This is a genomic window from Niastella soli (genome assembly GCF_017742245.1).
GTDB lineage: Bacteria > Bacteroidota > Bacteroidia > Chitinophagales > Chitinophagaceae > Niastella > Niastella soli.
On sequence record NZ_JAGHKO010000005.1, the window covers coordinates 638817 to 660914 of the forward strand.

Consider the following 22098-nt stretch of genomic DNA (forward strand, 5'->3'; position numbering starts at 1 on the left):
TACTTACTGCCGTCTGCCGTTTCACGATAAAAACGTAAGCACATGAAAAAGATAATCGCACTTATTAGTGTAGTGGCCTGTATACAAACATACGGTCAGCAAAAGCCTCACTACACGCAGTATATCCTGAATCAATATATTATAAATCCTGCGCTCACGGGAATCGAGAATTATACTGATATAAAAGCAAGTCACCGCCATCAGTGGGCCGGTATACAGGATGCTCCGGTGACCTCGTATATAACCATTCATACACCTATCAATAAAAAAGATTACCGCACCACGGCCACTTCTTTTGATGTGGCTGGTGAGAACCCGCGGGGTAAACGCTATTGGGAAGAATACACCGCAGCCGAACCGCATCATGGGGTAGGCTTGCAGGTGATCAATGATCGGACTGGCCCATTGAATTACTTTTCTGCGTATGCTACCTATGCTTATCATATAGGTATAAGTGTACGAACAAGTCTGGCCGCTGGTTTTGGCGCGGGGTTTACCAATATTGGGTTAAATACCAGCAAGCTTGATTTTGGGAATCTGCAGGTTGACCCTGCTGTTTATAATAATGGACTGATCAATACAATCAAGCCCGATTTTATGGCGGGTCTGTATTTGTATTCTGGTGATTACTTTATTGGATTGGCGGCTCAACAGATCATTCCGCAAAAAGTAAGTTTTTCAGACAATACGGTAAAAACAACCAATGGAAAAATTGTACCGCATTTGTTTGCTACGGCCGGTTATCGCTTTTTGTTAGGAGAAGATTTCAATCTGATCCCTTCTATAATGGTGAAATATGTACAGCCAATGCCAACACAGATTGATCTGAACGCCAAACTGCAATTTAGAGATGTAGCCTGGTTTGGAGCAGGGTACCGGTACAACGATGGGTTTGCCGCTATGGTAGGTATGAATATCAGTCACAAGTTCAATATCGGTTACTCATATGATTATACTACTTCCGGATTAAACATTGTAAGCAAAGGATCGCATGAGATCATGGTGGGCTTTCTGCTCGGTAATAAATACGACGATGGTTGTCCGAGAAATGTCTGGTAAAGAGATGGACACTTAGATTTTATCACAATTACAACAATAAAAATCAAAATCAAAAACATGAAACGCACACATCAATGGGGCAAGCACCATTTTTTGTATTACCTGTTGGCTGCTACGTTACTGGTAGGCGCCTGTAAAAAAGGCGATCCCGGACCGCAGGGCGCAAAAGGCGACAAAGGTGATACCGGCGCAACAGGAGAAAAAGGAGCTGCCGGTAATAAGGGTGATGCCGGCACTGCCAATGTAATATACTCCGACTGGCTCGATGTTAGTTTTGTAAGCCAATCCGGCGGTGGTTTCTTTGCGCAGATCCAGGAAGCCAAAGTAACCGATGACCTGCTGTCGAAAGGGGAAATAAAAGTGTATCTAAACCTGGGAACAGCAGCCGAGAAATTTGTGATTGCGCTGCCATTCCTCTCCGGCACTACTCAGATCACCCCTTTTTATGAACCGGGTCTTATTGAGATGGCGTCCAATGCAAATGTTGGCACCATTACCGATCAGGCGTCGGGCAGTAAAGTTCAGCAATACCGGTATGTGCTGATCCCCGGTGGAACGCATGCACGTATGGATAAACAAATAAACTGGAATAACTATGAAGAAGTAAAAAACTATCTGGGATTAAAAGACTGATCCCTGTTTTGTAAACTGCAATTTTTGATTAAGCTGACTTCATCACATATAATGTAACCACAGAACTGCATTAAAATTGGTATGGGCAGTGCTTTTTCTCGTGCGTTACGTTTGGCCCCGGCAGATTCGTCGGGGCTTTTGTTTGAACGGTAACTAAAGGATATACCATCAATGTTTACAGTTTAAGCATTAATGCTTATTGTAAAAGTGGTTAACCAGTAAAATGTACAGGAGCCCGAACGGTCTCGAAATAGCAGTTAATGTATGCCGTTTATGGGTAGAAGATATTGTTGAATAGGGCATTAGACACAATAACCTTAGTATATAGGATCTGGGACAAGTCCATCAGGAACGCCATTCCGCCTCTGCGGGATGGCTTTTTACTTTGTCTACCAGGCCTTGGTCCACCGAATCTGCGGCCTGGCAGAAAAGGCGGTTATTCGCGTAGGCGAGTGAAGGGCATGACAATGCCAGGTATTGCTGTCCATAATAATGGATATGCAAAACGAATGCATGTATTGACAGTCTAATAGGGTTGTGCTTAAAAACGTAAGGGCAAAGGGCGGGGGAAGTTAAGAGAACCAGGGGCTAATCAATGACAATCGGCTGTACATAGTGATTGTCGCCATAACGCACAGCTACTTTGTATATGCCGCGGGGTAAATGATTCGGGAGCAAAATAGTGTGGTTTGAATAGAGATCGGCATGGTACAGGAAGTGTTTAAATACCTGTTGTCCTGCAAGGGAGTACAGCTGTACCGTAAAAACACATTGTTCTACGCTATACAATTGTAACCAAAATTTCTTCTGTGTTACCAGATTGGGATACACAGTGATGCGTTGAACGCGTTTTTTCGAACGGTCGTCAGTTAGTGTTGAGGTGTCCATAGAAGGTACTAGGATAATAGTAATTGTTGTGCGCGATGAAGTTAGTGCTTATCCTGATAGGTCACAATAGAAAACCTACGTGTTTTTTAACATTTACCTGACATTTCCTTCCACAGATAAGAGAAACATTAGAACGGGATTAGATATTCGCTTAATGGAGCATGGTATTTATCACATAAGGCAATGGGTTAATTGCGTTTTACGTTAATAATTGATAATGCGAATTTGTTCGCTGGTTACTTGCTTTTGTAACAGGTATTGTTTGAACCGGGAAATCAATGTTGCACCACCTGATAAATAGAAGGTGGCATTTTTCCAGGCCATCCAGCAATTAGGGTGCATGTCATCCATCCAGTGAATGGCATTGAGTGCAGGTTGCGCTGGCATTTCAGGTACACTGTCAACCAACAGTTTCAACATTGACAATACCGCTTCATATTCAGGATGTAATTCCAGTATGCCAAAGTATTCATGATCGTTTCGCAAAGCGATCTCTTTAAGTGCATTGAATATTTCAACGGTTGATTCATCGCCCACAAAGAAATGATGGGTAGCATGGTCGTTGTATAACTTTTTTGCCTGGATCACATGTAACAGCTCATGTTCAGTGGCAGCAGGTATTTCGATGTTCAGCTCATCGTCGGAGTGTTCATTGGCCTGGTGGTTAAATAGGTGAAACATTGTATATGTTTTGTTTACGAAACAGTTAATTTACCTTTACAAAATTAAAAAGGGATTAACTGCGCGTTTTTATACTATACGGATAAATATTTACATCAAACGGATTTTATGAGTGTCAAAGTGTATGACGAAAATGGTCACCAATATAAAGTTGGCGACGTGTTTTCGACTAAAATAGTGGAACAGCCCTTGGTTACGGAACGAAGAGAGATCTATAGCTTTCCTTTCGGTGATGCAGAAATGGTACAAATAGCCTTTGCGGGCATTTATATCGTGTATGGAGATATGGTGTTGAATAAAACCAAAAGGCTGAACTATGAAATAACAGGTGACGTAGACCTTGTTGAAATGCATTTTACCTTACAGGGCGGCAGTATAATGAAGAACCTGCTTTCAGGAAAAGAACATCATTTCAAAGCCAATCAGCATAACATGCATTACACGCCCTTGTTTGCAGGTACGGGGCAATACGGCGGTGAGCTTGAACGGTATAAATTTATTGAAGTACATTTTACTACCCGTTTTTTCCTGGAGCTGGCAAAAGACAGTAATCCATCGCATGGAGTTTGCGGATAAAGTTGCAAAAGGGAACGAAGACGACCTGAGCCGTGAGAACATGCCTATTTCGTTTGCCATGCACCAGTGTCTCCAGGATATTATGAATGTGAAAGTTACCGGTGGTTTGAAATTATTATTCCTGCAATCAAAATGTATTGAGCTGTTAACCTTACAGGCACAGATGTATGAAGACGCGGCCCGTTCTACTCAAACACCTTCGCTGATAGTTAAGCCGGGCCACGATACCGAGAGTATTTACTTTGCCAAAGAATACCTGGTACAGCATGCTGCCCAACCGCCTTCCTTAAGTGAACTGGCCCGTGTTGCAGGGATCAATGAATTTAAATTGAAACAGGGTTTCAAAGCCCTTTTTAATAATACCGTATTTGGTTACCTGACAGATTATAAATTAACCCAGGCGCGTGATCTGTTAGTTGCTAATGTGCCTATCAAAGATGTGGCCGACAGACTGGGCTATTCTTCGGTACAACATTTCAATAGTGCCTTCCGTAAAAAGTTTGGTGTGCCGCCAGGGAAAGTTAAGTAGTGAGTTGTGAGTTGTCAGTTGTGAGTGGGTTCGCGAATTTCCTTATCAACTCCATCAACCTTATTAACCCTATCAATTTCCCATTGCCCATTGCCCTTCGATCCAGTATAAATCAGTATATTCAGTATTGCAATTAAACTTAATTACAATGCCGATAGTTGTAAAAAGAATATACGAACCGGTAGCGGACAAAGATGGCTATCGCATTCTGGTTGACCGGCTGTGGCCCCGGGGCATAAAGAAAGAAAAAGCTGACATAGATACCTGGCTTAAAGAAGTAGCTCCCTCTACCGAATTGCGTAAATGGTACCATGCAGGGGAAGGAACCTTTGCTGAATTTAAAAAGAAATACCTCGCTGAATTAAAAGAGAATCCCGCATTGAAAGATTTGAGATCATTAGTAAAAGAACACAAGAAAATAACCCTGTTATATGCGGCTAAAGATGAAGCCCAAAATCATGCGCATATTCTGGCTGATCTTTTAAGTTGATAAGACCTGTAAGGTTCGCCATTTGAGTTAGCCTTTACAGAGAGAGCAAGCGATCCTGACAGGTCGGTTTAAATAAAGGGGGCTGACCTGTCAGGTCTGCCTCGTCATCTGACCCGGCGAGTTAATGAGGCAGACCTTACAGGTCAGCGACAAACTAATAAACTCAATAACTAACAAACTTTTGTATTCTCCAGATCTGGATAAACGGAAAGCAGTTGCCTGAACAGCAGTCATCCGGTTTTTGATTGGGGCGTCCGCAATCACACCAGAATTGTCGATTGGCTAACAGCATGTATTCATCCAACCCCCGGGCCATCCCAACCGCATGTGTGGCGGGTCCATTGGCCTGCATTACTTCCCAGCCATATTTACCAGGTACTTCTTCCAGTTTATTATTTACAAAATAACGTAGTGGATGTCGATGGGTTTGATCGGCCCAGTAGGCCTTTATTTCTGCGGGGTTGCGGTGATCGAGGGTCAGCAGCGCTGCATGATACCCATCGCAAACCGAAAGCAGGAAAATGCTAAAGCCACGTTCTTTGCCAACCCGCCGTAGTAAGGTGTTCCATAAACTTTTTTCCAGGGCCATGGGCGGTAAGCCGCGGGAAACAGGATCCGCTTTTGTAATAGGTACCCATTCGTCTTTGCGCAACGATAAAAAACGGACTGTATCATAGCTGCGTACATAATGATTATCGCGCAACCGTTTGGCAAGGGCAGTAATATCATTATCCTGCAACCCATTTAAAACGGAGTTACGGCTGTATAAACTATCGGGGATGGAAGATTCGCCGAAGATGAGGTAGTCGAGCCCAGCCCGCACCGTGTTGATGCATTTATGCCGGAACCCCGGGTGCCAGTTGGAGTCTTTAGGCTGCTCAGGCAGGGCGGTATTGGCGAGAAAGAATTGTTTTATCCTTTCCACATCATCCGTAGAGAATAAGGCTGTTCGTTGGACGGAATCTTTATATAAAATAGCGGGTGCGCTGACCGCCCGTTGGGGTACAATGATGGAACCAGACAATACAGCTACAATAACAAAACACAGGACCAGAACGTGTACTTTCATCAGGTATTGATGTTTTAGGAGCTCTTAATGGGCTGTAAAATTAAGAACAGCCAGGGGAAATTGTGCCATTATTTTTTCCCCGAAACCTTATTGATCTGTTCCTGGATCCCTAGTTTTTCCCGTTGCGTTTTAGCCAGGGCCTGTGCCTTTTCATAATTAGACAAAGCCAATTGATCATTGAGTCCATTGTACAGTTCAGCCATCAGCAAAAAATAAAAATGGCTGTTGTTGGTGGGCAGGCTGGCTGCTTCCTGTATGGCGGCTTCCCTTCCTTTTGCTTTGTACAAAGCAAAGATCCTGTTAAGGGCAACGCCTGGCGAATAATTGACCAGCAGCAATTGGTCATACAGTAACAGGATGTTCGCCCATTTTTCGGCAGTGTCTTCTTTAATGCAATGCCAGTAAGCAATGCCTGCTTCCAGGTGATAGGAGCTTACGTTGTTACCCGTGGCGGCATTGTTCAAAAATTGAATGCCCTGGTTGATCAGGGCAGTATCCCATAAAGCCGTGTCCTGCTGTTCGTACAGTATTTGCGCATCGTTATGGTTTACCCGGGCGTTGAAGCGGGAGGCATGAAAACACATCAGGGCCAGCAGGGCATTGGTGTTGGGCCGGTTGGTGCGTTCGTATTCAGTAAGCATTGCACCCAGGCGCATGGCCTCAATACAGAAATCCCGACGCAGCAGGGTGTTTTCCGTTTGGGAGTAATAGCCTTCGTTGAACAACAGATAAATGATGTGTAGTACATTGTCGAGCCGGTTATCCAGTTCGGCAGCCGGGAGGGTATTGTCGATAGGGATGAGTTGGATGTTTTCGTTCCGTAGTTTTTCTTTTGCGCGGAACAGGCGTTTGTTGATGGTTTCTTTATTCGTTAAAAATGCTTCGGCAATTTCATCGATGCCAAAACCGCAAAGGATGCGCAGGGCCAGACCGATCTGCGCTTCACTGGCAATGGCCGGGTTGCAAATGGCAAACAGCATTTGCAGCTGGCTGTCTTTAATATTTTGTTGGGAGAAATTGATGGCTTCCCATTCTTCGATACCGCTTTGTTGCGCTTTTACTTCAGGAATTACTTTTTGTTCGTAGATCTTATGCCGTCTGAAATGGTACAGCGTTTTTTGTTTGGCCACGGTATATAACCAGGCGGCGGGGTTGGGCGGTAGGCCTTTAAGGCCCCAGGTCTCAGAGGCGGTCAGAAAGGTATCACTTACTATGTCTTCGGCCATTTCAATATGGTCCAAACCAAACTGCTTACTGATAACCGCTACCATTTTAGCGAACTCCTGCTGAAATAGCTGTTTTAATGATTCGTGTTCTTTCATAAGATAATATAAAAGGGTGGCTCACCCTTTCAGGGTGGGTCACCCTATATCAAATAAGGTGAGCCGCCCTTGGAGGGCGACCCACCTTTACATTATTATTGAAACACCGCTCTTACCTCCACACTGCCGTCAAAATCAAGTGCAGGGCAGCCATGGGCCAGGGTTATAGCCTCATCAATATTTGCTGCTTTTATAATACAAAAGCTACCCAGGCGTTCTCTGATCTCTACAAAGGGACCATCAGTAACAACACCGCCTTTCCGCAATACTTTACCATCTGTTTCAAGGCGAACACCAGTGGTGCCTAATTTGCCCTGTGCGGCAATGCCGCCTACCCAGTCCTGCCATTTTTTGGCCAGTGCCTGCATTTCGGTGGGCGATACATTACTGAAATCATAACTGGGTTGACGAAATAGTAACATGAATTCTTTCATACGTTTTGTTTTTAGTCCCGCTGAATGCGGGAAGTTAGTATTTAAAATTTAAGAATGAGAATTGTGAATGATAGTGTTGCTTTTGTCAGTTGTGAGTTGTCAGTTGTGAGTGGTGAACCGACAATCAGCAATCGTGAATCGGCAATAGGTTCGCGAGCTTTAAGATTAATGTACGATTTTGTCAAACCTGTCAAGGGTGTTATCGATTACCGACTGCCGATTGCCGATTCAATGTCGTTTAGTTAAGCGAAACGGAGAGCTAAATCCTCCCGATGCATCGGGAGGCCGCAGCGTGTTGCACATAAAGACTGATGATAGGGGTGGGTATTAATTTGATTCACCTGGAATAAACCCACCCCTACCTCCCGCAAAGCGGGACAGGCTCTCCCAGGAGGGGATTCCTTAAAACATGCATTAACTAAACGACATTGATTGCCGATTAAGCATTCTGGAACATGCCAGGTGTATAAGTTCCTACAACCTCCGGTTGCATGAAAGCAATATTCACCCGGTTATAACCATTGATGGCTATCACTGCAAACGAAAGATCAATCATTTCTTCTTCTGTGAAATGTTGTAACGTTTCATTATGAATGGCTTCATCGATAGGGCCATTGAGTTTGGTAAGCGCTTCAGCAAAAGCCAGTGCAGCCCGTTCGCGATCACTGTAAAAATTCGTTTCTTTCCAGGCATCCAGTACCAGTAGCCGTTGTACATTTTCGCCATTCGCCAGCAGGTCTTTAGCGTGCATGTCGAGACAGAATGCACAACCATTGAGCTGCGATACGCGGTAATAAATTAAATTCAGAAGCGACTGTTCAACCGGTGATTTGTATAAATAAGCACCCAGGGTGTTTAAAGCTTTTAACCCGCGTTGTCCTTTTTCGTAAATGTTAACTACCTGTTTCATTTGATTCGATTTTGTTATAATTAATTGTTGTGTTATACAGTAATAATGACCGGGACAAAACCGATTGGACAGGTTGGACAAAATATTTTCTGACTGCCACCCAGTATAACCCCACCGTTGATATTCCGGCCAACCGGGGCGCTGGTATATATATAATACGTATCGCTGATAACAAAGAAAGCCGGTCAGATCCCGTACTGGTCAAATAGACCCCATTTATAGTCTTTCCCAAAAGCCCTTCCCGACAAGTCGGGAGGGGCTTTTTTGTGGGCGTGTTTTCGCGTTTTTGCTTACAGGCAGGGGGAAATGAGAATTGATTCGGTATTTATGTTGCAGTAACCTGCAAGCAGAACCATTTTGCGGATTAAAAACCGCATTAATTGCGTTATTTGCTTGTTATTTTGCTTATTTGTGCGTTAAATAAACTTATATTGCAATACAACCATTCTAACTGTCTATGCTTAAAAAAGAGCGTCAGGCGTATATATTGCATCAGGTAAACCTGCACAATAAGGTTTTATCATCATTGCTTAGCCAGGAGATCCGGGTATCGGAGGACACAATCCGCAGAGACCTGCAGGAACTGGCGGATGAGGGCAAGATCATAAAAGTTCATGGCGGCGCCCTCAGCCATTCATTCAACGAGGTAAATTATCCCACCGACAACGTTTATTCCCAGGACCATAAAAAGATCATTGCCCACAAAGCGGCAGCCCTTATCCAAAACGACATGTTTGTGCTTACCAGTGGTGGCACTACTATTATAGAGCTGGCCCGCGCCCTGCCACCCCATTTAAAAGCCACGTTCATGTCGGGCAGTATTCCCGCCATTCTGGAATACATGCAACACCCCAGCATCGATGTAATTATGATCGGTGACCGCATTTCAAAAAATTCCAAAATAACCATAGGCGCCGAAGCCATTGCCAAGATCAAACAGATCAATGCCGACCTGTGCTTTTTAGGCATCAATGCCATTGATCTGAAACATGGCACTACCGACAATGATTGGGAAGTAGTGCAATTGAAAAAGGCAATGATCCAGTCGGCCCGTAAAACGGTTTGTTTAACTATTTCGGAAAAGATCAACACGCTACAACCTATCCATATCTGTGACATTCAACAAATAGATGTACTGATCACAGAACTTCCACCCGACGACCCGAGGTTGAGACCGTATATCGATTTGGGTATTCAGGTAATATAAGCGCGCCTGCCGGCAACATTAGGCGTTGCATATCATGGCCTTTGAAAACAATGCTAACTGACCAGGTTAAATTGACCATTGAGCTGAACAAGCCTTTACCTATTCACAATTCATTGACCCAAAAAAACTGTTATGAGAAAATTCACGAGGCTATTACTCGCAGTAGTTCTTATGTTAGGGGGCATGTATGCAACCGCGCAGGATAAAACGATATCCGGTGTGGTAACTGATGCCGATGACAACGCACCTGTTCCCGGTGTATCGGTCACTATCAAGGGTACCAACAGGGGTACTACCACCGATACCAAGGGTGCATTTACCATTAGAGTACAAAAAGGCGAGGTCCTGCTCATTTCCTCCGTAGGATATGAAGGCAGAGAGATGAAGGTTGGCGATGGCGCTACCATTTCGGTTAAAATTAAAAACTCCCAGAAGCAAATGGGGGAGGTAATTGTAACTGCAATGGATATTAAGAGAAACCCACGCGAACTGGGTTATTCAACACAAACAGTAAAGGGCTCCGACATTCAGCAAACACAGCGCGAAAACTTTATTAACAGTTTGCAGGGTCGCGTAGCCGGTTTAACAGTTACACCTACCGGTGGTACTGCCGGTGCATCGGCCAGCATTGTGTTACGCGGTTTCAACACCCTTTCTGGTACTAACCAGCCGCTGTTTATTGTAGATGGTATTCTTATAGATAACCAAACCCTGAACCAGAACTCTTATGGTGGTTCAGGCGTTGGTCTGGCATCGGACCTGCCTAACCGCAATAGCGACTATACCAATCGTATTGCGGACATAAACCCCAACGACATTGAATCGGTTACGGTTTTAAAAGGACCAGAAGCAACGGCGTTGTATGGTAGCCAGGCAAGTTCAGGCGCCATTGTGATCACTACCAAAAAGGCAAATGCTGCCGGAAAGCTGATCGTTAATTACGATAACAACTTTCGTTTTCAGAAAGTGACCCGTTTTGTAGAACTCGACAACCGGTGGGGACCTGGCGCGAATGGGGTGCCAACAGCGCCGCCATTGTCTGGTCAGTTCACCAGCTTCGGCCCGGCATGGCCTTCTGATACCAAATTATACGATAATATTCACCATTTCTTTCGTACGGGGTTTACGCAAACGCATAATATCGGGGTTGATTTTGGAACTAAGAAATCTGGGTTCCGTTTTTCTGGTACCTACCTGGATAATGATGGAACGGTGCCGTTCAATACCTATAAAAAATACAATTTAAAGCTGTCGAACAATACGAAGATCGGTAAGTTCATTACCATCAATCCTACGATCGCTTATGTCAATTCCGACAACGTAAAACCAATAAAAGGCGCCAATGGATACCTGATGGACCTGTACTCCTGGCCCGCCAATAACGACATTACCAACTACCAGGATAAACAGGGTAATAAACTGTTGCTTTTTAACAGCAATTACAATGTGGATTATGATAACCCGATCTGGAGCGCAAAGAATAATAAAAGCGGTGATAAGAACAGCCGCTGGATAGCTACCATGGGCATCGATATCACTCCTTTTGAGTGGTTGACACTATCGGGCCGGTTTGGGTACGATACCTATAAGCAGGATGGTTATTTGTTTACCCATCCCATGTCGTACCTGCTAAGCGCCTCTACCGGCGGTTCACTGGATAATTATTACAGAACCTATGAAGGGTACAACCACACTATTACTGCTTCGGCCAAGAAAAAGTTTGGCGATTTCAGCACCCGGTTAATGGTAGGGACCATGTGGGAGGATTTTGAGACCCGTGCGTATGGAGTTACCGGCTCGCGGCTTAAAGATTCAACCAGCACTGATAGCAGTAATACAACAGAAAGTACCCGTACGCGGTTACTCCAGAATTATTTTGGTAAGCCCAATAGGAATATATTAAGAGAGCTGGCTTATTTCACCGAAGCGTCCATTGGCTGGAAAGACCTGATCTACTTAACCGCATCTTATCGTTTTGAGAATGCCTCTCCGCTTCCCAATAAAAACAATAAATACAGTTATCCAGGCGCCAGCATGAGTATGATCCTGTCGGATATCTTCCCCAAGATCAAAGGAAAGGTGCTGGATTTCGCCAAATTGAGAGCGTCACTGGCCAGCACGGCCCGGTTGAATGATCCTTATTCCAACCAGAGTTATTTTGTGAATAACTATAGTAGTACAGTATTAAATCCAACTTATACGTACGGATATATAAAGGCCAACCCTGATCTGGAGCCTGAAAGACAAAAGACCTATGAGATCGGTACTGAACTCAGGTTCCTGAACAACGCCATTACCCTGGAAGCGGCATATTATAATACCCTTTGTACCAATCAGATCGTACAGCAATTCAGGGCCAGCTATGCCACCGGGGCCGTGTTGAATACAGGCAATGCGGGTTCACTGCGTAACCAGGGGGTAGAATTATCACTGAACATTACACCGATCCGGAAAAGCGATTTTAACTGGAATGTAAGTTTCAACTTCAACCACATGTGGAGCAAGGTGCTGACGCTGCCTGACGCTATTGGTAAAGACAACGATTTTTATCAGTCAGACAACCTGTTCAGTGCAAGAGGTGGTTTGGTGCGCGGTCATCAAACTGGTACCATTACGGGTTCTACCTATGTAAGAAACAACAAGGGGCAAATTGTGGTGAGTCCGAACAACGGAGTGCCTGAAATTGATGCCAACTTTAAGATCATCGGCGACCGTACGCCCGACTTCACGCTGGGAACGTTAAATTCTTTCAGGTATAAGAACTGGAACTTCAGCTTCCTGTGGGACCTGAAAGTGGGCGGCGATATTTACAACCTGGCCGACCAGGTACAGACCGTTTTGGGTAAAACAAAAAGAACTTCTGACAGAACAACGCCACGTGTTGTAAACGGCGTACTGGATGATGGTTTACAAAATACCGATAACCCAACACCGAATAACATTGTAGTGGTTCCTTATTATTTGAATACTTATTACACCATGCCTAATGAAGAATACATTTCGCATAATGTAAACTGGCTGAAGTTGAGAGATGTAACACTGAGCTATCTCTTGCCAGAGAAAGTTTCACATGTAATAAAAGGTATGAAATCATTAAGTGTGTTTGTAACTGGTAACGATCTGGTGCTGTTCACCAACTATGAAGGCGCCGATCCGTCGGTAATTGCCAATAACCCTGGTTCTGTGGGTGTAGGTTCTTATGGTTTCGATTATGGCAGCCCGGCCACACCGGTTAGTGTAAGCTTTGGATTACGTGCCCGTTTTTAATCTGTGACATTACCAATGCAAAATTCAAATTCTTTTTATGCGACATAAATTTTTAACTACCATATTTACCCTCACAATTGGTGCGATTTGTATGCAGGGATGCAGCAAGAAAATTGATGAGGCCTATCTGAATCCCAATGCACCGATAAGGGTGCCTGTTGAAACGATACTACCCGGGGTGATCGGCGGGTTTACCTTTTTCTATTCAGCCAATGGGACCGGGTATGGCGTGCAGCAGGATGCAACGTTAATAGGGCGTTACGTGCAATACTTCGGCATCCAGACCGATCTGGATAACTATGGTGAAATGGGCGGCGTGACCGGCGCCAGCGACGTTACCGGTTCTATTTGGGCCGCTGTATACTACGGACATGGAAAAAATGTAAACAAGATCATTGAGTGGGGTACTGAAGAGGAGAAATGGGATTATGTTGGGGCTGCCTGGGCCATCAGGGCCTGGGGCTGGCTGGAACTGACCAATGAGTACAACGATGGAATTTTAAGTGAAGCCTGGGATGAAAGACTAACGCAATTCCATTACGACCAACCAGCTGATTTTTATGATAGCTGCCGGGCCGTTTGTTACAGATCACTTAGTTTCTTAAGCAGGACCGATGGTAAATCAAACAAGGAAAATTTTGCGCAGGGAGATGCCTATTTTCTGGGCGGCGATGTTACCAAGTGGAAAAAATTCGTGTATGGTTTGCTGGCCCGTTCTTACATTAACCTCAGCGCCAAAAATATGTTTGCGGCCAATAATTATGCCTTTGCCGATTCAGCCGCTAAATATGCTGACCTGGCCATGACTACCAATGACGACAATGCGTATGTAAAAGTATCAGGTGGTTTACAAAGCCAGACGCTTAACTATTTTGGTCCGTTCCGTGCCAATTTGGGGGCGTACAGACAGTGTGCTTATATAGCCGATCTGATGAGCGGCCGTAACACCACTGCGTTCAATGGGGTAAGTGATCCCAGGGCCTGGTATATGCTGCGCGAGAACAACTCAGGTACCTTTCAGGGCTTTTTGCCCTGGAGAGGCAGCAATACGCCCGGGTTGAATTCAAGCCAGTATCCTTTAAATTTCTGGGGACATGCTACCTATAATTCAACCGCATCGCCAACCGCAGATACCAGCCGATACATCTGGCAGAATACCAGCCCCTGGCCCATGATGACGGCCTCGGAAATGCAGTTTGTAAAAGCAGAAGCGTTGTATAGAAAAGGTGATAAGTCTGGCGCGCTGGCAGCTTATAAAAACGCCATCAGCCTTGATTTCGACATGCTGACTACCGTTTATCCGCAACATATTCCGTCAGCCAATGTAATTACGCAAACAGTTAAGGATGCTTATATGAATAACCCGGCCGTTGTGCCCGTGTCAGCAAATGACCTTACACTCACGCATATTATGTTGCAGAAATACATTGCCCTGTATGTTTGGGGAATACATCAGACCTGGGTGGATATGCGTAAATTCCATTACACGGATCTTGACCCGGTAACCGGCAAACAGGTGTATGCTGATTTTACGCCACCTTCCGGACAATACCTGGTAGCTACCAACAAAGGTAAATTCGTGTATCGTTGTAAACCAAGGTACAATTCAGAGTACCTGTATAATGTGCCTGAATTGACCAGGATCGGAGCCTTTGACCAGGATTATGTTACCAAAGAATGCTGGTTCTCACAAAAATAATTTTAAACTGAACGTATCACAATGGATGCTTCCAGTAACAATAAAAAAATCGAGATGAGAAAAAATATAATGGCTGTTACGGCTACGGCGCTGGTGATGACTTTTATTGCACTTGTTTCGTGCAATCGTGATTATGAAGCCGCGGCCCCTTATCAAACACCTGCCGGAACAGCGTATCTGCGTGTTGTTCATGCAGCACCCAATTTTAGCACTTTATTTGGCAGTGTAAGAGTGAGAGATTCAATTAATATATTGGTGGGTGGCACTAAAATATCTGGCTTTTTGTCCGGTGGCAATCCCTATATGAGTTATGGGTCCATTTATCCATTAGGTTCAACCCTGTATGGATATGTTTCGGTGCCCGCAGGTGAACAGGAAATTAAATTAACGACTGGGGTAACCAATCCTGATTCTATAACTCTTAAAACGTTCTCTAAGGTACTGGCACCCGATACCTATTATTCTTTTTTGATAACCGATTCAATTAATAGTCAAAGGGACGCTGCCCAGATCTTTGTGAAGGATTCTTTAACCACGCCAACGATCGGCTACTTTAATTTGCGTTTCATACATGCTGTATTAGAAGATGCAACCGTAAAAACGGTTGATACCATCGATGTGTTCTCAACCCGTAACAACCGGAACATTTATTCCAAAATTACTCCGGGTACTGTTACTACTTTTTCACAGTTCGCTTATAACTCGCAGTTAAACGATACCTTATATGTGCGCCGAGTAAGAAGCACTACTAATCTGGCTACACTTAATAATGTGGCTTTTGGTAATCAGCGAACCTATACCCTGTACTTTCAGGGCGATGGCACGCTAACCACCGGAAAAGTGAAAAGTTTGGCAACCTACGTACACAAGTAGTAAGAACGAATACAGTTTTTTGAGTCCTCCCGATGCATCGGGAGGACTTTTTTATTATAATATCTTTTCCATAAAAAGAGCACCAGGTATGGGGTTGAACCGATAAGGCTCAATAGGGTAGAACCCGGCAGCTGTATATAATTTGATGGCCGCCTGCATTTCAGGGACCGTGTCGAGGCGGATGGAATGATAACCTAAGCGCCGCGCTTCCTCCAACGATTGTTGTAGTAATCGCTGACCCAGCTGATGGCCGCGATAGTTGGGGTCGACAAACATTCTTTTCAGTTCGGAGATCTGACTGTCGATCTTTCGAACACCCGCGCAGGCAATGGCTTTATCGCCGTCATATGCCAGCAACAATACACCCGATGGTTCATTGTATTCAAGGTGAATTTCTTCCAGCTCCCTGTCCACATCCTGAAAGTTCAGTTCAAAATGGAGGGATTTAATGTATTGAAGAAAAAGTTGCTTTCCATTTTCAAAGTCTGTAGTGGTAGTTGCTTTTTTTATTATAAGACCGCTGCTCATGGCGCAAAGGTAGCATCCTGCGCCCTGTAAAAATTGGTGCAGATGGGAGAGAATGGGGTAGATCAGTTCGTTTTTCTTTGAGGAAAGGCCCAGCAAATAACAAAATAGAGTGCAGTAAACCCCAGGGAAGAATACTTGTTTAAATTGCTATAGTAAAATGTCGACCAACTGGATGGTAGGTAGTCTTTATAAAATGAGGTAATAAAAACAAATACTGTTTCTATATTGGTAAGTATAAGAAGTAACAATACCGAAACAATAGTAGCAGCTATTTTTATTCTGAATTTTTTTATAATAAAACATAACTGGAAAAGGAAGCCCAATAATACGGTGCAAAGGATAAAGAAAAGGGTATCGGTAAAAAAGGAATATACCAGATTTCCCAATAATACAGCCAGTATTAGTGTGTTTGATATGTTCAGAAAACCCGTTCTATGGTTACGGGCTTTTTGACTTACCAGTAACAATAAAAGAAAGATGATCGTTGAATACACATAGCCAGTTATGATTTTGTCGAGGAACCAGTTAAGCATAGGGGTAGAATATCTGGGACAATGATAGTAAATCAATGTACAAATACAAAGAAATCGGGGCTTTGAGCGCTATAAGAAAGTATTAATGGTTCTTACCCGGTGGCTACCGCCTTGCTATTTGCCACTGTAACTATTGCATTGTTCCTTTTTTTCTTCGGCAGTAAGGCAATCCCTAAGGCAATGCCGCTAAAAGCCAGCGCTTCAAATACACTGGTTATTTCATTGCCTTTTGCCCCATAAGGGTCAGCGATAGCACGGGGGATGTGAAGTATAAGCAGCCAAAGAAAAAGCATAGCACTAGCCAGTAGGGAAATCTTTCTTCTTTTGATCTTTAAAAAAATAGCTATGCCTGTGCCAATCAGGGCTACACCGGCAAGGTACGTCCAAAAGGTATGGTCAGGTACCCAGGCTGGTATCAGTGCTGCGGCAAACTCTGTATAGAAGAAGTGAGTGATCCCAAACAAAAAGAGGGTAGTGGCAAAGAAGAATTTTCCAAGCGGGATCAGTTTTTCCAGAACCTTATATAGTACATGTTTAGATGTGTCGATAGCCGCACCTGCAACTACCAGGGCGCCGCCAGCAAGTGCTAGTTCTTTAAGCGGGTCTATCCATAAGAACAGATGCGATGATGGGGTAGGTTGAATAAATAAAACATAAGGACATTGTATGAATACCAGGCAGAACAACAGAAAACCCGCCAGGAGCAAGGAAATGGTTTTGGTGTTTCTTCCCGCCAGGATCAAAGCGCCAGCTACGGTAATAGCAGCTCCAATTATATAAGCAAGAACAGGCGTTTGCAACCATTGGGGCCAGGCCGGCAGCATTACCGGACGAAATTCAGCATAAATGAAATGTTGTGTGCTTATACCGATCATGCCAATGCCAAAGAAAATGCGTGCCATTTTGGTACATGCAGGGTGTAAATGTGAAGGGATCATGTTGGTTGGTTAAGTATGTTGAATAATACTTATATCATACCCGATACCTGAAAACAGCTGAGATAAATTTATTAAATAATTGACAGAAAATAGCTATCCTTTAATTTTTGCTACTTTGCATTACAATTTATTCCGCTCATGCAAATACGGCCACATCCCGGTTTAGCGCATCTTATCAGACATTACCTGGTGCTGGATGGATCGTCCGCGGTGAACAGTATGCACCGGTTGTTTGCAGATGGCAATACCGGAGTTGTTTTTAACCTGGACAGTGCGGCCTTGTGTACAGCGGGGAATAGGCCTGCTCAACATTCCTGCTGGGTATATGGACAGGTAAAAGCCTACCACGACCTTTTACTTACCGGAAGTATTAACTGGGTGGTAGCTGTGTTGCAGCCCTATGCTGCGTATCACTTTTGGAAAGTGCCTGCAACGGAATGGTTTAATGGTTTATTTCCGGCGAATGAAGTGTTAGGCCGGGGAATGGATAGGATCTCAATTGAGTTGGCCAAAGCTAAGGATCTTCTGGCCCGGGTCAAGCTGATAGATACCTTCTTTCTACAGGAGATCGATCAAAACCCTTACCCTGATCCCCTGATCATTCAGGCCGTGCAATATATTAATGAGCACGAAGGGAGCTTATCGCTGGAAGGGCTGACCAAAAACCTTGCAGTGAGTGAGCGAACGCTGGAAAGAAAATTTAACCTGCAGGTAGGCGTTACGCCCAAGCGGTTGGCTGACATTGTAAGGCTTACCCGCAGTGCAAAAAGAATGCAGCGGTTAGGTGCCCGCCAGTTAACCGGTGTGGCCTATGAAAGCGGCTTTTTTGATCAGGCGCATTTTATAAAGGAGTTTAAAAAGTATACCGGGATAACCCCGCAGCAATATCATACCCAGGCGCATCCACTTGCCCTGAACTTTCTGCAATTGTAAGAATGTCGGAATTATACAATCTGCCACCAGGGTGTCCTGCTATTTTTGTAGTATGGAACCAATAAAGATCGCTACCGCACAGTTTGAGAATCGCAGTAATGATAAAGCGTATAACCTCGGCATGATCCGCCAGCTGGCTGCTGAGGCAAAAGCGCAGGGCGCCCAGGTGATCGCCTTCCATGAGTGCTCCATTACTGGTTATACATTCGCCCGGCATCTTGATAAGGATGCACTTACTGCTGTTGCCGAGTTGATCCCGGAAGGGGAGAGTGTGCAGGAGTTAATAGCCATAGCCGCAGCGCTGGACATTGTTATTCTGGCGGGGTTGTTTGAAAGAACAGCAGCGGGCACCTTGCACAAGGCCTATGTGTGTGTAGATAAAAACGGGCTGGTGGCTAAATACCGAAAGTTACATCCATTTATCAATCCGCATCTTACACCCGGCAATGAATATGTAGTTTTTGATCTGTTGGGTTGGAAGTGCGGGATCCTGATCTGTTATGATAATAACATTATTGAAAATGTAAGGGCTACTACGTTATTAGGCGCCGAGATTATTTTTATGCCGCATGTTACCATGTGTACACCCTCCCCACGGCCAGGCGCCGGTTTTGTAGATCCGCAATTATGGTATAACCGGGAAGAAGATCCTACCTCGCTGCGGGCAGAGTTTGATGGCTTGAAGGGCCGCAGCTGGCTGATGAAATGGTTGCCGGCCCGCGCCTATGACAATGGGGTATATGTGGTGTTTTCAAACCCAATAGGAATGGATGATGACCAGTTAAAGAATGGGTGTTCCATGATCATCGATCCGTTTGGGGATGTGATGGCTGAATGCCGGGCGTTGGGAAATGATGTAGCTATTGCAATGGTCACTCCACAAAAATTAACACAGGCCGGCGGAACCAGGTATAAGCAGGCAAGACGTCCTGAGTTGTATGGGCACATCATAGCGGCACCGCATACCGGTGTACAAAAAGTAGCCTGGTTAAAAGAGGAGTAACTAACTGTAGCCTTACTTTTGGGTACTCTCAGGCGATTCGTCTTTTTCCCAGTGCTGCGTTTTAGCTATCGCGAACAATTGATTATACAGGTTCTCAAGGCCGAATGTGCCTATGGCGCCATAATCATCAATTTTCTTTACCTGTCCGTTGTTGTATTTTATTTCCAGTTTTACCGATTGGTCGTCTGTCCAGTCAACATCATAATCATTTTTAAGTGCGGTGAGTTTAATAGAATTGATCGTTTTTATAAGCTGTTTATATGTTGACTTGTCGATGGTTGATTTGAATTTTCCTGTTACTGTGTTATATCGAATGCCATTGAACGCGGCGCTTTTGTCGGGACTGATCGTTAGTTGAAAGACCGGACAGGTGCCATAACAGGAGGTGGTGGTGAAATTTATTTGTTCAATTTTTAAATGGTCAGGATGTGGGTTGTAATTTATTAAGCCGCTGGGCTGCCAGATAAGCGTGTCTGTTCGGGTGACGATCTTATTCTTACCATAGGGAAGGTCAGAGGTGGTAACAACCAGTAAAGGCTTTTTCCTGAGATAAAAAATGGTATCTACCTTATGTCTGTCTTCATTCAATGCACCCCGGTCAACTAATTGTGGGGAATAATCGCCTTTGCCTTTATCCAGTACGATCAGAAAGCTTTTCCCACTTACAATAAGGTCTGTAAGGCCGTTTTCGTCCAGGTCTATTTTGAAGAAGGTGTCTTTCTTATAGGCAGCGGAGTCATTTGCATAATGGAAGAAATAAATGGATTTCCAATTTTTTTTAACCGGGTGCGAAGGAATTGCTGCACGGCTTCTTTGGTTTGTAAGCTATCTATTCCATTGGCAATGGCGCCCATTGCAATTAGCAGGAAGGTGAATATGGTTAAGATTTTCTTCATAAGGCAAGTGCAGCTGATTTGTAAACTATAGAGTGCAAAATCAGGAAAAAGCATAAGAAAAGGGCGATTATTTTTTATTCATGGTTGTTTATATTAATGTTTAAATTGGCCGGGTAAATAATCGGTCATGATCAGCAGAACAATCCCTTCCTCAGGTGAAACCATTCCGGTAATTGGGATGGGTACGTACAATACCTTCGATACAAGTGAAAATGCAGCAAAGGATTATTTAACATCAGTGTTGAACACTTTTTATCAGGGTGGTGGCCGGCTGCTCGACAGTTCGCCCATGTATGGCAATGCAGAACGGGTGGTAGGGGTGCTTACCAGTAAAGCGCCCTATGCGAATGAGTTGTTCTATGCCACAAAAGTATGGACAACAGGGAGAGAGAATGGCATCAGGCAAATGGAGGATTCCATTTCTTTAATGAAGCGAAAAACGATCGATCTGATGCAGGTGCATAACCTCTCTGATTGGAAAACTTATTTGCCTCTGTTGCGGGAATGGAAAGAGGCTGGAAAGATCAGGTATATCGGGATTACCCATTATACCGATTCCAGCCATGCCGAACTGGAAAAGGTGATGCGTGCAACGCCAGTCGATTTTGTTCAGTTTAATTATTCCATCCAGGAGCGCCGTGCGGAGGACCACTTACTAACCGTTGCTGCCGAATTGGGGGTGGCCACCCTGATCAACAGACCCTTTGGCCAGGGACGTTTATTTTCGCAATTAAGCAGCCAGCCGTTGCCCGACTGGGCGGGCGATCTGAATATTAAAAGCTGGGGTGCCTTCCTGTTAAAATATATAATAGCGCACCCGGCAGTAACCTGCGTTATTCCCGCCAGTTCCAATGCCAAACATGTGGCTGAGAACATGCAGGCAGGGGAGGGGCCATTGCCTGATGAAAAAATGAGAGCTAAGATGGTCGCATGTTTGCGCGGGTTATAACACAAACCCGGCTCCATACCGAAGGAGCTGCCCGGAAGAATGATCCAGGCATTAGGACAGGGGGCTAAATATTGAAAATCACCTTACATTTGTAAAAATTGATACGCCGTACCTTAAACCCCTGCCATAATGAAAACGTTCAAAAAGGTAATTCTGATAATTGTGATCCTTGCTTTATCATCTTTTATGTTATTTTCCGCTGGAAAAAAGTATTTTATTGAAGCAAGTGTTGATCTTAAAAAAGTTCATAAAGTAACCGCACATATAACATCGTCCTACCAGACAAAAAGAAGCATCGGTGGAAGAGGCCGCAAAGTTGGTGCGTTTGTTTTTACCATAAGTAAATACAATTATAGATTTGGAGCTTCCCCGTCACCCCGGTATCTTGAAAAGGTGGTTAATAACTTACAAACTGGCGACACCGTTACTGTTTATTATGACCCCGAATATGAAGGTCAAATCAACTATAACATATATCAAATTGAAAAATCCGGACGGGTGATTTTTGCTTACAACACTTATAAGAGTAATAACATATTGACGGCGATCTTACTTGTCCTGGGTGCATGTTTTCTTTTAGCGTTAATTGTAGGGGTTGTTAAGTCATGATAATTCCCTGATCATATACCGGACAGTACAGGCTGGTTTGTCAATGGAGTGAAGTAATTTCACTTCAATATT

Annotated in this window: 25 protein-coding genes; 14 read left to right on the forward strand and 11 right to left on the reverse strand. The window is 44.2% G+C overall.

Going from position 1 to position 22098, the window contains the following annotated elements; all coding sequences use genetic code 11:
• Positions 1–42 precede the first annotated feature (42 nt).
• Together J7I42_RS22980 and J7I42_RS22985 are read left to right on the forward strand one after the other, a co-directional pair.
• A complete protein-coding gene (locus J7I42_RS22980) occupies positions 43–1059 on the forward strand; it encodes a PorP/SprF family type IX secretion system membrane protein (RefSeq protein ID WP_209141221.1) in 1017 nt (338 codons plus the stop codon).
• A 57-nt stretch (positions 1060–1116) separates the two neighbouring features.
• The gene (locus tag J7I42_RS22985; protein ID WP_209141222.1) at positions 1117–1692 is read left to right on the forward strand and encodes a collagen-like triple helix repeat-containing protein; all 576 of its coding nucleotides are present in this window, start codon (positions 1117–1119) and stop codon (positions 1690–1692) included.
• A 588-nt stretch (positions 1693–2280) separates the two neighbouring features.
• Here J7I42_RS22985 and J7I42_RS22990 read toward each other — a convergent pair.
• Positions 2281–2580, reverse strand: coding sequence for a T9SS type A sorting domain-containing protein (locus J7I42_RS22990; RefSeq protein WP_209141223.1), 300 nt, complete (start codon positions 2578–2580; stop codon positions 2281–2283).
• 204 nt (positions 2581–2784) lie between these two features.
• A complete protein-coding gene (locus tag J7I42_RS22995; protein ID WP_209141224.1) occupies positions 2785–3261 on the reverse strand; it encodes a hypothetical protein in 477 nt (158 codons plus the stop codon).
• Between the two features lie 108 nt (positions 3262–3369).
• Between J7I42_RS22995 and J7I42_RS23000 the strand changes: the two genes are divergently transcribed.
• From J7I42_RS23000 to J7I42_RS23010, 3 genes are all read left to right on the forward strand, one after another.
• On the forward strand, positions 3370–3837 hold the full coding sequence (locus J7I42_RS23000) for a hypothetical protein (RefSeq protein WP_209141225.1): 468 nt from the start codon (positions 3370–3372) through the stop codon (positions 3835–3837).
• Entirely contained in the window at positions 3821–4366 is a 546-nt protein-coding gene (locus J7I42_RS23005) for a helix-turn-helix transcriptional regulator (RefSeq protein ID WP_209141226.1), read from the forward strand. The genes J7I42_RS23000 and J7I42_RS23005 overlap by 17 nt, the downstream gene beginning before the upstream one ends.
• A gap of 148 nt (positions 4367–4514) precedes the next feature.
• Positions 4515–4856: a DUF488 domain-containing protein gene (locus tag J7I42_RS23010; RefSeq protein WP_209141227.1), complete on the forward strand. Its 342-nt coding sequence runs from the start codon at positions 4515–4517 to the stop codon at positions 4854–4856.
• Between the two features lie 163 nt (positions 4857–5019).
• On the opposite strand, the gene J7I42_RS23015 is transcribed toward J7I42_RS23010, so the two are convergent.
• The 4 genes from J7I42_RS23015 to J7I42_RS23030 all read right to left on the reverse strand — a co-directional run bounded on the left by J7I42_RS23015 (position 5020) and on the right by J7I42_RS23030 (position 8591).
• Positions 5020–5925, reverse strand: a complete 906-nt coding sequence (locus tag J7I42_RS23015) for a hypothetical protein (protein ID WP_209141228.1) — start codon at positions 5923–5925, stop codon at positions 5020–5022.
• 68 nt (positions 5926–5993) lie between these two features.
• A complete protein-coding gene (locus tag J7I42_RS23020; RefSeq protein ID WP_209141229.1) occupies positions 5994–7247 on the reverse strand; it encodes an RNA polymerase sigma factor in 1254 nt (417 codons plus the stop codon).
• Positions 7248–7342: 95 nt separating this feature from the next.
• Entirely contained in the window at positions 7343–7681 is a 339-nt protein-coding gene (locus tag J7I42_RS23025) for a YciI family protein (RefSeq protein WP_209141230.1), read from the reverse strand.
• A gap of 439 nt (positions 7682–8120) precedes the next feature.
• The gene (locus tag J7I42_RS23030; protein ID WP_209141231.1) at positions 8121–8591 is read right to left on the reverse strand and encodes a carboxymuconolactone decarboxylase family protein; all 471 of its coding nucleotides are present in this window, start codon (positions 8589–8591) and stop codon (positions 8121–8123) included.
• A 29-nt stretch (positions 8592–8620) separates the two neighbouring features.
• On the opposite strand from J7I42_RS23030, the gene J7I42_RS23035 reads away from it, so the two are divergent.
• The 5 genes from J7I42_RS23035 (at position 8621) to J7I42_RS23055 (ending at position 15637) form a co-directional block, all read left to right on the forward strand.
• Positions 8621–8800, forward strand: a complete 180-nt coding sequence (locus J7I42_RS23035) for a hypothetical protein (protein WP_209141232.1) — start codon at positions 8621–8623, stop codon at positions 8798–8800.
• 248 nt (positions 8801–9048) lie between these two features.
• Positions 9049–9798, forward strand: coding sequence for a DeoR/GlpR family DNA-binding transcription regulator (locus tag J7I42_RS23040; RefSeq protein ID WP_209141233.1), 750 nt, complete (start codon positions 9049–9051; stop codon positions 9796–9798).
• A 132-nt stretch (positions 9799–9930) separates the two neighbouring features.
• Entirely contained in the window at positions 9931–13065 is a 3135-nt protein-coding gene (locus tag J7I42_RS23045) for a SusC/RagA family TonB-linked outer membrane protein (protein WP_209141234.1), read from the forward strand.
• A 37-nt stretch (positions 13066–13102) separates the two neighbouring features.
• Complete coding sequence (locus J7I42_RS23050; protein ID WP_209141235.1) at positions 13103–14764, forward strand: SusD/RagB family nutrient-binding outer membrane lipoprotein; 1662 nt, start codon at positions 13103–13105, stop codon at positions 14762–14764.
• Between the two features lie 54 nt (positions 14765–14818).
• Positions 14819–15637: a DUF4397 domain-containing protein gene (locus J7I42_RS23055; protein WP_209141236.1), complete on the forward strand. Its 819-nt coding sequence runs from the start codon at positions 14819–14821 to the stop codon at positions 15635–15637.
• A gap of 54 nt (positions 15638–15691) precedes the next feature.
• Here J7I42_RS23055 and J7I42_RS23060 read toward each other — a convergent pair whose 3' ends face one another.
• From J7I42_RS23060 to J7I42_RS23070, 3 genes are all read right to left on the reverse strand, one after another.
• Positions 15692–16165: a GNAT family N-acetyltransferase gene (locus tag J7I42_RS23060; RefSeq protein ID WP_209141237.1), complete on the reverse strand. Its 474-nt coding sequence runs from the start codon at positions 16163–16165 to the stop codon at positions 15692–15694.
• A 62-nt stretch (positions 16166–16227) separates the two neighbouring features.
• Positions 16228–16698 carry a hypothetical protein gene (locus tag J7I42_RS23065; RefSeq protein ID WP_209141238.1) on the reverse strand — a complete coding sequence of 157 codons (471 nt, stop codon included), beginning with the start codon at positions 16696–16698 and terminating at the stop codon, positions 16228–16230.
• Positions 16699–16790: 92 nt separating this feature from the next.
• Complete coding sequence (locus tag J7I42_RS23070) at positions 16791–17636, reverse strand: DoxX family protein (RefSeq protein ID WP_209141239.1); 846 nt, start codon at positions 17634–17636, stop codon at positions 16791–16793.
• A gap of 138 nt (positions 17637–17774) precedes the next feature.
• Between J7I42_RS23070 and J7I42_RS23075 the strand changes: the two genes are divergently transcribed.
• Together J7I42_RS23075 and J7I42_RS23080 are read left to right on the forward strand one after the other, a co-directional pair.
• Positions 17775–18569, forward strand: a complete 795-nt coding sequence (locus J7I42_RS23075) for a helix-turn-helix domain-containing protein (protein ID WP_209141240.1) — start codon at positions 17775–17777, stop codon at positions 18567–18569.
• Between the two features lie 52 nt (positions 18570–18621).
• A complete protein-coding gene (locus J7I42_RS23080; protein ID WP_209141241.1) occupies positions 18622–19572 on the forward strand; it encodes a nitrilase family protein in 951 nt (316 codons plus the stop codon).
• Positions 19573–19584: 12 nt separating this feature from the next.
• Here J7I42_RS23080 and J7I42_RS23085 read toward each other — a convergent pair whose 3' ends face one another.
• A complete protein-coding gene (locus tag J7I42_RS23085; protein ID WP_209141242.1) occupies positions 19585–20160 on the reverse strand; it encodes a DUF6438 domain-containing protein in 576 nt (191 codons plus the stop codon).
• Between the two features lie 110 nt (positions 20161–20270).
• Positions 20271–20468, reverse strand: coding sequence for a hypothetical protein (locus J7I42_RS23090; RefSeq protein ID WP_209141243.1), 198 nt, complete (start codon positions 20466–20468; stop codon positions 20271–20273).
• Positions 20469–20595: 127 nt separating this feature from the next.
• On the opposite strand from J7I42_RS23090, the gene J7I42_RS23095 reads away from it, so the two are divergent.
• Both J7I42_RS23095 and J7I42_RS23100 read left to right on the forward strand, forming a co-directional pair.
• Positions 20596–21417 carry an aldo/keto reductase gene (locus J7I42_RS23095; protein ID WP_209141244.1) on the forward strand — a complete coding sequence of 274 codons (822 nt, stop codon included), beginning with the start codon at positions 20596–20598 and terminating at the stop codon, positions 21415–21417.
• A gap of 129 nt (positions 21418–21546) precedes the next feature.
• Positions 21547–22026, forward strand: a complete 480-nt coding sequence (locus J7I42_RS23100; RefSeq protein WP_209141245.1) for a DUF3592 domain-containing protein — start codon at positions 21547–21549, stop codon at positions 22024–22026.
• The last annotated feature ends 72 nt before the right edge of the window (positions 22027–22098 follow it).